The following is a 14,539-nucleotide window of genomic DNA, read 5'->3' on the forward strand; positions in this document are numbered from 1 at the left end:
AACGTAACTCCTGGTTCCCGATCCGTCGTGGTTTCCGTCCAAGCCCAAACTCGCATCTACGCCGGAACCTCCGGCTGGGCTTACCCTACCTGGAAACCGGAATTTTATCCTGCCGGTACGGCAGCGAAGAAATTCCTGGAGTTTTACGCCTCTCAACTCACCTCGGTCGAGGTCAATTACACCTTCCGCGCATTGCCCACGGCAAAGATGCTCGAAGGTTGGCTCGCGGCCACTCCTCCCCACTTCCGCTTCAGCTTCAAGGCCCCGCAGCGCATCACGCACTTCAAGCGCCTCCGCGACTGCGACGCAGATGTGGCCCAGTTCATCGCCGCGCTCGAACCGGTTCGGCATGCCAACAAGCTCGGCCTCCTGCTCTTTCAACTCCCGCCAAACTTCAAGGCGGATGGTGGACTGCTCACGGCATTCCTCACCACGCCCGCATTGCAGACGCCGAACGCCCTCCGAATAGCGTTTGAGTTCCGCCATGACTCCTGGTTCAGCGAAGAAATTTATACCGTCCTGCGCCAACACGAAGCCGCGCTTTGTATCGCAGAAAGCGAAGACCTGCTTACGCCGGAGATCCATACGGCTGCCGGATTCACCTGTTTCCGCTTGCGCCGCAGCGGCGGCTACTCGACCGTCGAACTCGACTCCTTTGCCAAACGCTTCACCGCACTCGCGCAGAAGCGCGATGTGTACGCTTACTTCAAGCACGAGGACGAACCCACCGGCGCACTGAATGCCAAGGCCTTCCTTGACCGCACCTTTGCTATCGAGGATAAGGACTGATGGCCCCGGCGACTCACAATAAAAATGCCGTTCAATCCGCCGACTTTCATCCCCGGCGTTTATTGCGCAGCGGGCACCTGCAAACTGTCTTCGGCAACTATCTGCCGCGTGCCAACAGCTTACCGCCCGCGGAAGAGCAACTCGTCGAAGTCTCGCCTGCGACGGAACATCAAATCTCCAGCCAGGTGCTCTGCCACTGCCACTGGCAACCTGAAGACGTCCGCGCCGCACGGCCCACCGTCATCATCGTGCATGGACTCGAAGGTTCATCCGGATCGCAGTACGTCATCGGCAACTCCGACAAGCTATGGCAGGCCGGCTGCAATATCGTTCGCATGAACATGCGTAACTGCTGTGGGACCGAGGCGCTTACCCCAACGCTCTATCACTCCGGCCTCTCGGGAGACGTAGACGCCGTCATGCGCTTCTTCGTGGACCTGCACCATTTGCAATCGATCGCTCTGATCGGCTACTCCATGGGCGGCAACCTCGTCCTCAAACTCACGGGCGAACTGGGCAAAGACCCGCCGCCGCAACTCCGTTCCGTTGTCGGCGTCTCCCCGGTCATCGACCTTGCACCGTCGTCTGCCGCTCTTCATCTGCTGCAAAACCGCGTCTACGAGATGAAGTTTGTCCGGGCGATGCTTCGCCGTTTTCGCCGCAAGGCATCCCTCTTTCCTCGTGCATTCGATCCGAACCGCGCCATTGGAATCAGCTCGCTCCGCGACTTCGATGAGCGCATCATCGCACTCTATTCGGGCTTCGCGGGTGCGGAGGACTACTACTATCGAGTAGCTGCAGCTCGCGTCATCGACGAAATCACCGTTCCGACACTCATTCTGAACTCTCTTGACGATCCCTTCATCCGGCTCGCCCCGGACACGCGCGACAAGATCATCGCGAACCCGAATATCACCTTCCTCGAAACCGCCCAGGGTGGGCACTGCGCCTTCCTCGCGCAGCCTGACCCGGCCACGGGATACGACGGCTATTGGGCCGAACACACTCTCGTCCGTTTCATTCTTGCCAACAGTAAAGCCGCTCCTGAACGCGTTGCCGCTAAGATAGACATTGATGCTCGCTGAATGGTCCGTCGAATCGTCCGCAGAAGATCCCGTCCTGGTCATTCCCTGGTCTGACCCCTCAGACCCTACGGGCAACCGCCGTTTCGTCGACCTGCGCGAAAATCCCTACGACCTCGACCATCTTCCTGAAGCCGAGCTTTATCCCCCGTTGATGCACGCTCTGCGCGCCCTCAACGCGCCGCGTTCGCCTGTGTTCACCGCTAAATGCGATGCGTGGCGGCTCAGCCCCAAAGAAGATGCGGACGAGCTGGAACAGCTCCGCCTCAACCTCGATATCTTCGATGACGCCTCCAGCGATGCCTCTCACGGCTTTGTCAGCTACATCGACATTCTCTGGCGCGAGCGTTCCATCTTCACCTCGTTTCACCAGCATGAGCAGCTGCTCCATCGCCTCACCCGGCACGCAGCTCCACTCAGCTATCCGTATGCGATTCTGGACTGCGTTCTGCGGCCTGCCCTCGTCGACCTTACCGGCCCACAGGAGGGCTTCGCACTCAGTCTCTACATCAAGGCGCTTGGCCACGACCCGCAATCTGCTGAAGAGAACTGGGCCACCGCACTCGATGCCGTCGTGGGTCTGGTCCGCAGCAAGGATCTCTCCTTCGCCTGACTGTTTTTCCGGTTCGCGGTCTCGGCTTTTCCGGTTCGCCGTCCCACCCGCTACAATCAAGTCTGAGACGTGCACGGGCGAGTAGCTCAATGGATAGAGCATCAGCCTTCTAAGCTGACGGTTGCAGGTTCGAGCCCTGCCTCGCTCACCACCCCGCGCGTTTTACCTTTGCAGGCCGGACGACTCCGGCGGCAGATGAAAGTGGGCCGCCAGGATTTCAGCGGCCCTCAAATTCTTCGTTTGCACTTCAATTACTTTTGAGCAAGAACTTTGGCGTGAGTCTTCGCCTTGTTGTCGATAAAGGCCTGCTGCGCTTCGAGGACTTTGTCGCGGGCAAAAGAGGCATCGCGCCAGCCTTTGACCTCGACTCGTTTTCCCTCGAGATCCTTGTAAATGGCGAAGAAGTGCGTGATCTCCTTGAGCATATGAGGGTAGATCTCGGAGTAGTTCCAGACGTCCTGATAGCGGGGATTGTTTTTGCCCACGCAGAGAACCTTCTCATCGGCTACGCCCTGGTCGAGCATTTCAAGCACGCCGATGGGACGAACCTCCTGAACGCAGCCGGAAAAACTAGGCGTATCGACAAGCACCAGCACGTCCAGCGGGTCACCGTCGGCCGCGAGCGTGCTGGGGATAAAGCCATAGTCGCCGGGATAGTGGACGGGCGAGTAAAGATTGCGGTCTAGCCGGAAGACATGCAGTTTCTTGTCATACTCATACTTGTTGATGCCTTCAGAGGGAATCTCAATAACGGCATTGATTACCTCAGGGGCCTTTTCTCCGATGGGTAGCTCAAGATAGTTCGGCATAAAGTCTGGAATCTCTTCTCGTGTGCGAAATTTTGCGGCGTATGGCGTGCGATCGTAGCTGCCCTGGGCGATGCTTCCTGTCCGTTTTTAGGAAGGAAAGCGGTACCTTGTCTATAATCAGGCAGAATGAAGGCTCATGTCTATGTCACGCTGAAACGAACGGTACTGGATGCCCAGGGGCAGACAGTCGCGGATGCACTGCGGCGAATGGAATATCGCGGAATTGCTGACGTGCGGCAGGGAAAGTACTTCCTGCTGACTCTGGAAGATGGAATAGATCAGAACGCGGCGCAGGCCGAGGTGGAACGGATCGCGCGCGAGGTGCTGACCAATCCGGTAATCGAAGAGTTTACCTTCCGGCTGGAGCCTTAAACCCGTCGGTTTGACGGTTTTGCGTCAAAATCGATCGCGGCGGCTGGAAGCGGTTGGCGGCTGGTGCTAGGCTCAGAAGCATAGCAATGGAGAACCCTTTGAGCCCTGCGTCCGTGGAGCAAGTAAAGGCGATTCAGCCTACAGGAACAGCGACAGCCGGAAGCAGATTTGTCCGCGCATGCCTTCGTCAGCCGGTCGACCGCACCCCAGTCTGGCTTCTGCGCCAGGCCGGACGATACATGCCCGAATATATGGCGGTGCGCAAGCACCATTCCCTATTGGACATCTGCCGCACTCCCGATATCGCCGCTGAAGTGACCATCACTGCCGCCGAACGTCTGGGTGTCGACGCCGCAATTATCTTTGCGGACCTGCTGCTTCCGTTTACACCGATGGGGTTGGATTTCGAATTCCTCGCCGGCGAGGGACCAGTAGTGCATGTGCCCGTGCGTACCGTGGAACAGGTTCGCGCTCTGCGTACCGATCGCATCGACGAGCTAAGCTATGTGGCGCGCGCGATCGAGAAAGTAACCGCTCACTTCTCTGCCCCGCGGGCGGATGGCGATCAGCTTGGCATCATCGGCTTCTGCGGCGCACCATTTACGCTGGCCAGTTACATGATCGAAGGCGGCTCTTCGCGGAATTACATCGAGACCAAAAAGCTGATGTACGGAGACGACATCGCCTGGCCGATGCTGATGGAAAAACTGGTGACAGTGCTCGTCGGTTATGCGCAGCAGCAGGTCGAGGCCGGAGCCGACGTTATTCAGATATTCGATAGCTGGGTTGGCGCCCTGGGCGTGACCGACTACCGCCGCTACTGCCTGCCCTCAGTGACGGAGCTTGTCCGGCGAATTCAGTCGCTGGGCGTTCCGGTCATTTATTTTGGCGTGGACACTGCCTCCCTGCTGTCGGCCATGAGCGAGACGAAAGCCGATGTTATCGGGCTCGACTGGCGCATTCCTCTGGACGAAGGATGGAAGGCCGTCGGTGCGGGCTGTGCCGTGCAGGGTAACCTCGACCCCATCACCCTGTTTGCCCCCCAAGATGTGCTGAAGGATCGAGTACGCGAGGTACTGGCTGCAGCGGGCGGCCGTCCCGGACACATCTTCAACCTGGGCCATGGCATCGTACCCGGCACTCCTGTCGAAAACGTCATCAAGGTCATCGAGTGGGTAAAGGAGTACGGAGCGCAATGATCGAAAAGACAGGCCGAAGCGCTGTTCTGCTGCTTGCGCACGGAACCCCGGACGTGCTCGGCGAGATGGCCGAATATCTCAACAAAGTGACGGGTGGGCGGGCGCTTCCGCAGGAAGTTGTGGAAGAGTTGCAGCATCGGTATCGAGAGATCGGCCTCGGCGAGACGCCGGGAACGCTGGCTCCGCCGCTGACCAGGTGGACTCTCATTCAAGCGCATCTGCTCGAGCGTGCCCTGGATCGGCTGGGGGATTCCGACACCAGAGTTTATGTGGGAATGCGAAACTGGCATCCGTATATCGCGGAGACTGTCGCGCGGATGCGGCTCGATGGTGTAACCCACATCAAGGCGATTTGCCTCGCTCCGCAAAACTCGCGAACAAGCGTTGGGCTCTATCGCAAAGCTGTTCTGGCCGCCTCTGCTGGGATGGAGGTGGATTTTGTCGCCGGATGGGCTGAACATCCACTGTTGGCGCAGGCATTTGCCGAACGTCTGTGGCCGGTATGGGCGCTGGCATGTGCGCAGTCGGGGCGGCGGGTTCCGGTGTTGTTTACAGCGCACAGCGTTCCCTGCCGAACGATCATGACAAGTGGAACTCCGGTTCAATCCTCTCCAGATACCTATCCGGTGGAAGCCAAGCGTACGGCGGAGCTAGTGGCCCAGCGTCTGGCCGTCGTCGGGCTTGGGAATGATGACTGGTACTTCGCCTTCCAGAGTCAGGGCGTCAGCGGCGGACCATGGATTGGCCCAACGGTAGAAGACACGCTGAAGGCCATCAAGGAAGCAGGTCATGTCGGCGTCGTGATGCAGCCGATTGGATTTCTCTGCGACCACGTCGAGATCCTGTACGACATCGACATTGCCTTTGCCGAAAAAGCGCGTGAGCTTGGCCTGAAGCTGTGGCGAGCAGAGAGCCTGAACGATTCGGACGTACTGATAAAGGCGTTGGCGGAGATCGCATCGGGCCAATATATCGCCGATGGCGATGAAGCAACTGTTTTAGCGCCGGTTTAGGCTTTCGTAGGCGGAGCGGACGCGGAGGTCTGGCTCTCCGCATTCTTATTTGGAGACTGGATGAAACGAATAGCGATCGTCGGGGGTGGCATCGCAGGGTTGACGGCCGCGTATGAGTTGTCGCGCCTGGCGAGCAGCGGAGTCGCAGTAGAAGCGACGCTCTTCGAGGCCTCGCCGCGGCTGGGAGGGATTGTCGAAACCGTGCGCGAAGGCGGCTTCGTCATCGAGTGCGGCCCTGATGCCTGGGTGACAGAAAAACCCTGGGCTCGTGAGCTTGCAGAAGAACTCGGCCTGGGCGATGAGATCATGCCGTCTAACGATGCGACGCGGAAGACCTATGTCCTGATGGACCGCCAGCTCAAAGCGATGCCGGACGGAATGAGGATGATGGTCCCGTCCAATCTCGCTGCTCTCGACCATTCAGACTTATTCAGCGCAGAGGCCAAGCGGGCTTACCACGATGAGGTAAATCGAGCAGCAGAACTAAAGGCCAGTCCACCCCAACAAGACGAGAGCGTTGCGGAGTTTGTGCAGCGGCATTTTGGCACCGAGGTACTTGAAAAAATCGGCGCACCGTTGCTGCGCGGTGTCTTTGGCGGAGACGTGGCGAAGCTGAGCGTAAATGCGGTCATGGCTCCCTTCGTCGCGATGGAGCGCGAGCACGGAAGCTTGATCTCCGCGATGCAGATTCGTGCCGCTGCAAAAGAAAGCAATGAGGATGCAGTATTCACCACGCTCCAGAGTGGATTGGGAACGCTCGTGGATCGTATGATCGCAGCTATTCCGAAGGCTTGGATTCACCTGGGAACCGCAATCCATTCCATCGCGCGCGACGGCGATAGCTGGAACGTAAAGACGTCCAGTACTCAGGAAGCATTCGATGCCATCCTTATAGCTGCGCCCGTACATGTAGCGCGCACGCTGCTACAGCCGACCGATGCGCGTGCCGCAGAACTCATGGAGATGGATGCAAGCTCCGCAGTCATCGTAGCCTTTGGATTTCCAGAAGCTACAGAGTTTTCCACTCCCCCGGGCTTCGGCTTTCTTGTGCCCCAGGATTCCGGGAGCCGCCTGCTGGCGTGTACCTTCGTGGATCAAAAGTTTGCAAGCCGCGTGCCGAAGAATGGGAAGCTGGTTCGCGCCTTCTTCGGCGGAGACGCCGCCGAGCGCTTGATGCGCTGCGGAAATGATGAAGTTGCCTCCGTGGCGCGGCTCGAACTGGCACCTATCCTCGGCCCACTGCCTGAACCGCAGGTCACTGTGGTCCGGCGTTGGCCAAAGAGCCTTCCGCAGTACGCCGTCGGCCATATCGAGCGGATGAAGGAACTGGATGAGCGGCTGCTGAAGATCCCTGGATTATCGTTGCTGGGCAATGGATATCGCGGCGTCGGGCTACCCGATTTAATCAGAGACGCTCGGACTGCTGCGCGCCAGATCGCATAACCGGAGCGCATAACCCGTCGCATAAAAGGAGCAACCGATGAGCATCGCAACAACCCATGGTGATAGCGGACAGACGGGTCTGGCCGGCGGGGTACGCGTCTCCAAAGCAGACCTGCGTGTAGAGGCTTACGGCTCCGTCGATGAGTTGAATACGGTGCTCGGCTTCGCCCGCAGCATCTGCCACCACAAGGAAATCTGTGCCTGGACCGAAGATATTCAGCGGACGCTCTTCCGTGTGGGGGGTGCGCTCGCTACGCCTCCCGAGAACCGGAAGAATGCTCCTGTCATCTCACTCGACGATGTCGATGCGCTGACAAAACTCGTTCATCAGATCGAAGCAACCGAAGGCATCCTCTCCGATTGGTCGCTGCCCGGAGCGCACACTGAATCGGCAGCCTACGAAATTGCTCGCACCGTGTGCCGCCGCGCCGAGCGCAACGCCGTCCGGCTCGCGGAGAGCGGCGTGGAGGTCGCGCCTGAGATCATCGCCTACCTCAACCGGCTCTCCGACCTCATCTGGCTCTTCGGTCGGTTGATCGAATTAACCGCCGGCATCGACGCTCGCCTCCGCACCGGTGAGACCGAGGGGCCCCAATGGTCTCGCGCATGGAAATAAGAAAATAAGGTTCCCGGTTTATCATCCGTCTGCGGCCGCCTGCCATAATGGCTTTCATGACACTATTTTCCTCTGGATGTCCGAAGCCGAATCTGCAACAAAATTCCTCCTGCTTACCTGCCCGGCTTGTGACCCTTGCCGTCATAATCTTTCTCATCGCCGGCGGAGCTTCCTCCACCTGCTTCGCGCAGAAGAGTTCTTCCGACCTGGATCTGCACGGGACCATCACCTATGCCAATCGCCAGACCTACGTTGAGGTTCCGTTTGAAGTACCCAAAGATGTAACTCGCGTGACAGTGAAGTTCTCTTATACCGAGCGCGATAAGCACACCGCCATCGACCTGGGCATGTTCGACGGCGAACACTTTCGCGGATGGAGTGGAGGCAATAAGTCGACCTTTACCGTCTCCGCCACCGACGCAACCCCATCCTATCTTCCCGGTCCTATACGTCCAGGAAAGTGGAAGTTGATACTGGGAGTTCCCAGCATCAGAGAAGGCGTGCGTTCCGAGTACGAAGCGAAGATCCATTTCTCGCGCGCCGGAGACAGGCCAGCCGTTTCCACCTTTAGCGAGGCTCCTTTGCGTAGCGGCCCAGCATGGTATCGCGGCGACCTGCACATGCACGACGCACACAGCGACGGCTCATGCCTCAGCCAGTCCGGCAAGAAAGTTCCCTGCCCTCTCTATAAGACCGTCGAGACCGCAGCGGACCGGGGCCTCGACTTCATCGCCATCAGCGACCACAACACCATCTCGCAGTATGACGATATGCGCGAGCTACAACCCTACTTCGATCGTCTGCTCCTGATCCCCGGACGCGAGATCACTACTTTCCAGGGACACGCCAACGTATTCGGGCCCACGGACTTCATCGATTTTCGTTTGACCAGTCCGCACGTCCCCAACTTCAATCGTCTACTTGACGAAGTTCAAAGCCTGCACGGCATACTTTCCATCAACCATCCCGGCATCCCGTCCGGCGAATCCTGTATGGGCTGTGGCTGGACAGTTCCCGATACTGACTTCAGCAGAGTAACTGCCATTGAAGTGATCAACGGAGGGGCCGCAGGCGGGCCGCACTCCGGAATCCCGCTATGGCAGCAGCAGTTGAACAATGGCTTTCGACTTACTGCGCTCGGTGGCAGCGACAATCACAACGCAGATATCAAAGCTCAAACTTCTTCAGCCATCGGTCATCCCACAACAGTGATCTATGCGGATAACTTATCCGAGAACGCCATCCTCGATGCGATTCGCGCGGGACACGTCTTTGTCGATGCTGAGGGTTCAAAAGATCGGATCATCGAATTCACAGCGAAGACGACCACGGGCGCGGCATCCATGGGAGATGAAATTCAATCTCCCGCAGGCCAGCAAGTACACTTCACGCTCAAGATGATCGCGCTCGCTGGCGACCACCCGGAGGTTATTCTGGATGGCCAGCCAAGCACGTTACTGGATGCCTCAGCAATAAAGCAGAGCGAAGAAACAAGAGATTTCGACTATCAAAGCGATGGAAAGAGACATTGGCTCCGTGTGAACATCCGGTCACAGAGTGGTGCTCTTCTCATTGTGGGAAATCCTGTTTACTTGAATTTCGCCAAACGATAATAGCAAGCCTCCTGTCAGCGTGCGCTGATAGGAGGCGCCAACAATTTATCCACGCAGCCAGCAGGTTTTGTCACGGGGTTGCATCTCGCTACAAGGCCATTGGGAAGCTCAACAACATACTTCGTCCACCGCGAAGGCTCCGACGCCGGATAGTCCGTGCTGATCATCTGCGCGCCACTTGAAAGCGCAAGATCGCGTCTCGTCGTATCATCCGTGCGCGCCTGATCCGTGCTCTCATCCGAACGCGTCCGCACAAGATAGCCCTGCTTCACGAGCGCATCAATCTCTGCAAGAGAACCGTCATTTTCTTCCGTGAACGCCGCATCGGGAGCGCCCGGCTCAGCATTCGTAAAGAGCACTCGCCCACGCAGCGATGGATGCCCTTCGGTATAGATAGGTTCCACATGTCTCTGGTCCATCAGAAAGATGACCTTGCCGCGAGCCTCGGCCAGAGTTGGCCATTTGCCTGCGTGCACAGCTTCTACCAGAGTTGCCGAATTGCCCCGCACATCATCCGGCGTAATCATCTCCTTCGGCTTGAAGACCGATCGGATCTCCTTATCCAGGGCATCGAACACAGGCGCAGTAAATGGCTCCGGAGTCGTTGACGTTGGAAGCTCAGGCTTTCCTTCTTTCGTCTCAATCAAAATAAAAATTGGAAGATGCTGAGGATGTTGCTTCGACCAGCTACGAACATCAGTAAGGCAGGCAATCAGCGTCATACAGGTGCTGCGCACATCGATATCCTGCACGTGCAGCACCTTGAATCCGGGCTTGTCCATCACATGATGAGGATCGAACTCCGGGTCCGCCGGCAATCCCGCCTTTGCCACCATGTTCAGAATTGCCGGATGCGCGTAGCGGCCTCCCTTGGTATCGGCGTATACGTCGATCTCTATCTGCCGCACCCCGCCCGATAGTTGATCGGCCAGCGGAGCATGCTGATAGTCGAGGCCGTGTAGTCCCTTGGGATTCTTCATCTCCATCAGCTTTCTTGCGCTCGGCGGAAAGCCCGCGTGATAGCTGTTATGCGAACCAATCACCTGAATCTCATTCACGTGGACTCGCTGGTCCTGCTGGGCTGCCGTCATTTGCTGTGCCAACGCTGATCCACCCATGGCGAAAAGCGCCAAGGCTAAGGAGATTCCGGTTACCTTACTGATGGTCATAATTGTCCCGTGTTCCAATCTGAATTTTATTGTTCAACGAGCCCAGCCTATCGCTGAGGCGGATTGAAACAACCACACGGCGCTGATCGAGAGGACTCAGCGCCGTGTAGTTGCCGTACTTGGGTAACTTCGACGCGTCTTGAGCTCCACTAAAAGATAATCTTAGCGGCTAACTGTAGCTGACGCGCAGGAAAGGCAGACGTGATGGAACCATAGGTCGAATTACTGACATTCCCGTCCGGCGCCTGGTAGTTGACCTTGTTGAGAACGTTGAACGCCTCAGCACGGAAGTCAAAGGTTGAACCCTCTCTCCAGAGCGGAAACGCTTTATGCAGGCCGAGGTCCGCCTGATAGAAAGCCGGCGACATCACCATATTGCGTTGCGCATTGCCGAAAGGATTACCCGTAGTAGGAACATAAGCGCCAGCAACTCCCGGCCCGGTCGACTTCAACAGGTAGCCCGTAAGAGCGGTCTTTGTCTTCGTACGATTCGATGATGGAGCTACCGGATTTCCGATCACATTCGGCCTATATGTATAAAGATCGGTCACATTCGTGCCAGTTGATGTGCTGTTGGAGTAATTGAGATTCGTCGGAAGACCACTGGTCATGCTGTTGATAAGAGTTACCTGCCACCCACCCAGCAGGGCGTCCATCAAATACGAGGAACTGCCCCCGAAGTGACGGCCGCGTCCATACGGCAGATCGTAGATGACGGCAGTGGTGTTATTCAGCGGCTGGTCATAGTTCGACCGGCCATAATCGCTGCTTGGATTGGCAAAGTTCACACGCGAGTTATCGCCGTTGCTCGTCTCCAGGTGCCCGGCGGACAAGTCAAAGGTGCGACCCCACGTAAAGGAGTTCAGAAGATACAAACCATTGCCGTAGCGCTTCTCGACCTTGAACTGCAACGCGTTGTAGTTCGAGGTTCCCCCGCCGTACGCAATCTCGATATCGCCAAAGGTTGAGACAGGACGCCGAGACGCCAGGGAAGCTTTGCAGTTCGTCGCCAATGCTTGAGTGCATATTGATGCCTGGTTGTAGTCTGCAAGAATCTGAAGATGTCTGCCTGCGTTGCCGACATATGCCACATCCATTACAACTTGGCCAGGAAGCTGATGCTGTATCGAAAGATGGTAGCTCTGCACATATCCGGTCTTGGTGTTCTTCGGTATGTAGCGCGACGTCACCAACGCCGGATTGAATGCAGAAGGAGCAGTCAGGTTGACCGAATAGCCTTGCTGCGTCTGCCGGAAGCATTTCGTCTGGTCCTGCGTGTCATTCTGGCAGAGCGTTGTCGGGCTCGGCGCAAAGTTGTTGATCGTTGCGTTCACAACATTAGGACCATTGTAAGTGAGGTTGTTCTCTCCGCCCGCGCGATTGAACTGCGTATAGCTGATTCCATAGCCTGAACGAATGACCGTATTCGGTGTCGCACTATAGGAGAGTCCGAAACGCGGCCCAACGTTAGTTAACGGCATGTTGACGAGAGCACGGTTGTAAATCGAACCGTCCTTTGCCTGAATCAACGATTTGGTCGTCGGATCGAAGTTAGCCAGCTTGTTGTGCGCTTCATACTGCGGGGTCGCCAGTTCGTAACGCACGCCCGCGTTGATCGTCAGGTTCGGCATCAGCTTGATGTCGTCCTGAAAGTACATGAAGTTCATCCGCTGACGCACAGAGGCGATAAAGAAGTTAGTAAGTGAATAAGAGCTGCGGTTCCCTAATAGAAAGTCCGCGAGGTTGTGCGCTTCCTGTAGTTGGCCAAAGGCGTCCGCTGGAGTGTTTGGAGCAGTGGAATACTGTCCAGCGTAATTATCCTGTCCATAGCTCGGGTTGTAGTCATTGATCTGTGTGTTGATCGCCTGGTACTCATAGCCGAGCTTCATCGATTGCTTGCCGTGGACCAGCGTGTAGTTCACCTTCGGGTTCAGAACAGAAGGGTTCTGGAACTGAGGACTCGCCGACTGGGTTCCGAACTGCGAGAACCCTGTAACGCTCTGCGCATTCAGGCTGCGCACGATAATAGGATCGGTCGGAATTCCATCCGTGATTCCATTCGCCGTCAGCAGGCTTGGGTTGCCAAGGCCATAGGGCGACTTACCGCCTTCGTTGTGGCCGATGCCAATGCGGAAATCCAATAGCGACGCCGGTGTAACCACCCATGTCGTACCAAGAGCAATCTGGCGATTGTAGAGATGGACATTGGCATTTGCATTGCCACCAGCTGCTCCGCCAAACGTCGGCGGATCGAAGATGGCCGTCTGATGCTGGCTGTATACGCCAAAGATACTGAGTTTCTGGTTAAAGGTATGGTCGATACGAATATCGCCCTTGTCATCATTAATGGTGCCGCGAGGAAATGCAGAGAAGTTATTGGCATACGCCGCGGCAGTATTCAGCGTAGCCCCATTGTTTGCCTGCGGCAGCGCCGCCATCACAGCCCGCGCGAATGGCGTCTGATCTGCCGTAGGAATAACTCCGTCGGCATAGACCTTTCCAGTAATCGGATTCTGCAAAGGAATAGGTGAGGTCGAACCGTTGGCATTGTGCAGCAGGAAGGTGCCAACGCGCTGCTCCGTCGTCGGCAAGGTCGCAGTTCCGTACGAGAGCGCAATTTGACGAACGCCTTCATAGTCCATAAAGAAGAACGTGTGGTCGCGCCAGATTGGGCCTCCGAAGGTGCCACCAAATTGATTGCGGATGAAGCTGGGCTTCACTCCCGAGGCAGGCGCGAACGGCCCAATGGCATTGAATACAGTATTGCGGTTATAGTCCCAGGCGCGCCCATGAAACTGATTCGTTCCGCGGCGAATACTTGCGTTAATCACCGCACCGGATGCCCGACCATACTCCGCGCTGTAGTTGTCCGTCTCCAGCCGAAACTCCGAGACCGCATCCGGCGATGGAGGAATATTTTCGTTCGCAAATCCCTGGTTCGACGTCCCGTAAGAGTTGTTGTCCAAACCATCCAGCAGGAAGTTGTTGAACGCGCTTCGCTGCCCATTCACGTTGAACGATGCTTCGCGGCTTGTCGTGGACTGGTTCTCCAGAAACGACTTCCGCACACCCGGAGCAAGCAGCGCAAGATCGGCATACGACCGGCCGTTGAGTGGTAGATTCTCAATCTCCCGCGTGCCGACGACCTGACCGCGAGAACTCGTCTCCGTCTCCAGCACCGACGGTGCGGCCGATACCGTCACCGCCTCCGTCACCGATCCCGGCTTCAATGCAACATCGACGCGCTGACGAGAGGCCGTCGTCAGAGTAAAAGGCTCCGTCTCCGACCGCTGGAAGCCAGTAGCTTCCGTAGCGACGCGATAACGTCCGATGGGCACACTCGAAAATTCATAGCGGCCATCTGCATCCGTCGTCGCCGTCTGCTTGATGCTCGTCGCAACATTGGTAAGCGTCACCGTGCTGTTGGGGATTGCAGCGTTCGTCGTGTCCCTGACATAACCCAGCACCGAGGCCGACTCGAACTGCCCGTAGCATTGAAGCGCCGGCAGAAGCAGCAGAATCGCCAGCACCAAACGCAGCCATGCGAATCCGGGACCAGCAATCAAGGCCTCTGAATGAGCGGCTTTTCCCGCTTGTATGTTTTGCATCATCTGAACTGTCCCCTCGAAAAATTGAACTTCACTTGATACAGCGCGGCGGCATCATCCGCATTTGCGCTTCACAACTCTGCTGTATGTACGGACGCAAAGAACACTACGCATCCCCAAGTGTGCCTGTCAATCAAAAAGTCGCTAACGGCACCGCTAACGTAAATTACCCTATGCATAGTGCATGACGCTGTATGCAAAGGGTTTACATAA

General features: G+C 57.0%; 12 protein-coding genes and 1 tRNA gene. 10 read left to right on the forward strand and 3 right to left on the reverse strand.

Translation table 11 applies throughout. The annotated features are described in order from the left end of the window. Positions 1-27: 27 nt before the first annotated feature. From P4G45_RS15350 to P4G45_RS15365, 4 genes are all read left to right on the forward strand, one after another. Complete coding sequence (locus P4G45_RS15350) at positions 28-789, forward strand: DUF72 domain-containing protein (RefSeq protein ID WP_348267352.1); 762 nt, start codon at positions 28-30, stop codon at positions 787-789. Further along, positions 789-1,874: an alpha/beta fold hydrolase gene (locus P4G45_RS15355; RefSeq protein WP_348267353.1), complete on the forward strand. Its 1,086-nt coding sequence runs from the start codon at positions 789-791 to the stop codon at positions 1,872-1,874. Before P4G45_RS15350 ends, P4G45_RS15355 begins: the two co-directional genes overlap by 1 nt. Beyond that, positions 1,864-2,484 carry a hypothetical protein gene (locus P4G45_RS15360; RefSeq protein ID WP_348267354.1) on the forward strand — a complete coding sequence of 207 codons (621 nt, stop codon included), beginning with the start codon at positions 1,864-1,866 and terminating at the stop codon, positions 2,482-2,484. Before P4G45_RS15355 ends, P4G45_RS15360 begins: the two co-directional genes overlap by 11 nt. Before the next feature lie 75 nt (positions 2,485-2,559). Next, positions 2,560-2,635 (forward strand) — tRNA-Arg (locus tag P4G45_RS15365). Positions 2,636-2,735: 100 nt separating this feature from the next. On the opposite strand, the gene P4G45_RS15370 is transcribed toward P4G45_RS15365, so the two are convergent. Beyond that, positions 2,736-3,293 carry an inorganic diphosphatase gene (locus P4G45_RS15370; RefSeq protein WP_348267355.1) on the reverse strand — a complete coding sequence of 186 codons (558 nt, stop codon included), beginning with the start codon at positions 3,291-3,293 and terminating at the stop codon, positions 2,736-2,738. Between the two features lie 126 nt (positions 3,294-3,419). Between P4G45_RS15370 and purS the strand changes: the two genes are divergently transcribed. From purS to P4G45_RS15400, 6 genes are all read left to right on the forward strand, one after another. Then, on the forward strand, positions 3,420-3,665 hold the full coding sequence (gene purS, locus P4G45_RS15375) for a phosphoribosylformylglycinamidine synthase subunit PurS (RefSeq protein ID WP_348267356.1): 246 nt from the start codon (positions 3,420-3,422) through the stop codon (positions 3,663-3,665). Positions 3,666-3,763: 98 nt separating this feature from the next. Next, positions 3,764-4,864: a uroporphyrinogen decarboxylase gene (gene hemE / locus P4G45_RS15380; protein ID WP_348267357.1), complete on the forward strand. Its 1,101-nt coding sequence runs from the start codon at positions 3,764-3,766 to the stop codon at positions 4,862-4,864. Further along, positions 4,861-5,877 (forward strand): ferrochelatase, encoded by a 1,017-nt coding sequence (gene hemH, locus P4G45_RS15385; protein WP_348267358.1) that lies wholly within the window; start codon positions 4,861-4,863, stop codon positions 5,875-5,877. Before hemE ends, hemH begins: the two co-directional genes overlap by 4 nt. A gap of 60 nt (positions 5,878-5,937) precedes the next feature. Next, positions 5,938-7,320, forward strand: coding sequence for a protoporphyrinogen oxidase (hemG, locus tag P4G45_RS15390; RefSeq protein WP_348267359.1), 1,383 nt, complete (start codon positions 5,938-5,940; stop codon positions 7,318-7,320). A 37-nt stretch (positions 7,321-7,357) separates the two neighbouring features. Continuing rightward, on the forward strand, positions 7,358-7,936 hold the full coding sequence (locus P4G45_RS15395) for a cob(I)yrinic acid a,c-diamide adenosyltransferase (RefSeq protein WP_348267360.1): 579 nt from the start codon (positions 7,358-7,360) through the stop codon (positions 7,934-7,936). A gap of 56 nt (positions 7,937-7,992) precedes the next feature. Further along, a complete protein-coding gene (locus P4G45_RS15400; RefSeq protein ID WP_348267361.1) occupies positions 7,993-9,549 on the forward strand; it encodes a CehA/McbA family metallohydrolase in 1,557 nt (518 codons plus the stop codon). Between the two features lie 14 nt (positions 9,550-9,563). Here the strand turns inward: P4G45_RS15400 and P4G45_RS15405 are convergent, their stop codons facing one another. Then, on the reverse strand, positions 9,564-10,718 hold the full coding sequence (locus tag P4G45_RS15405; protein ID WP_348267362.1) for a phosphatidylinositol-specific phospholipase C1-like protein: 1,155 nt from the start codon (positions 10,716-10,718) through the stop codon (positions 9,564-9,566). 149 nt (positions 10,719-10,867) lie between these two features. Next, positions 10,868-14,329, reverse strand: coding sequence for a TonB-dependent receptor (locus P4G45_RS15410; RefSeq protein ID WP_348267363.1), 3,462 nt, complete (start codon positions 14,327-14,329; stop codon positions 10,868-10,870). Positions 14,330-14,539 lie beyond the last annotated feature (210 nt).

Source organism: Edaphobacter paludis (assembly GCF_039993895.1).
GTDB lineage: Bacteria > Acidobacteriota > Terriglobia > Terriglobales > Acidobacteriaceae > Edaphobacter > Edaphobacter paludis.

Coding starts and splice junctions, on each gene's coding strand:
- P4G45_RS15405 (WP_348267362.1), bottom strand. CDS start 10,718: ATGACCATCAGTAAGGTAACCGGAATCTCCTTAGCCTTGGCGCTTTTC.
- P4G45_RS15400 (WP_348267361.1), top strand. CDS start 7,993: ATGACACTATTTTCCTCTGGATGTCCGAAGCCGAATCTGCAACAAAAT.
- hemH (WP_348267358.1), top strand. CDS start 4,861: ATGATCGAAAAGACAGGCCGAAGCGCTGTTCTGCTGCTTGCGCACGGA.
- P4G45_RS15395 (WP_348267360.1), top strand. CDS start 7,358: ATGAGCATCGCAACAACCCATGGTGATAGCGGACAGACGGGTCTGGCC.
- P4G45_RS15360 (WP_348267354.1), top strand. CDS start 1,864: ATGCTCGCTGAATGGTCCGTCGAATCGTCCGCAGAAGATCCCGTCCTG.
- P4G45_RS15355 (WP_348267353.1), top strand. CDS start 789: ATGGCCCCGGCGACTCACAATAAAAATGCCGTTCAATCCGCCGACTTT.
- P4G45_RS15410 (WP_348267363.1), bottom strand. CDS start 14,329: ATGATGCAAAACATACAAGCGGGAAAAGCCGCTCATTCAGAGGCCTTG.
- hemG (WP_348267359.1), top strand. CDS start 5,938: ATGAAACGAATAGCGATCGTCGGGGGTGGCATCGCAGGGTTGACGGCC.
- P4G45_RS15370 (WP_348267355.1), bottom strand. CDS start 3,293: ATGCCGAACTATCTTGAGCTACCCATCGGAGAAAAGGCCCCTGAGGTA.
- purS (WP_348267356.1), top strand. CDS start 3,420: ATGAAGGCTCATGTCTATGTCACGCTGAAACGAACGGTACTGGATGCC.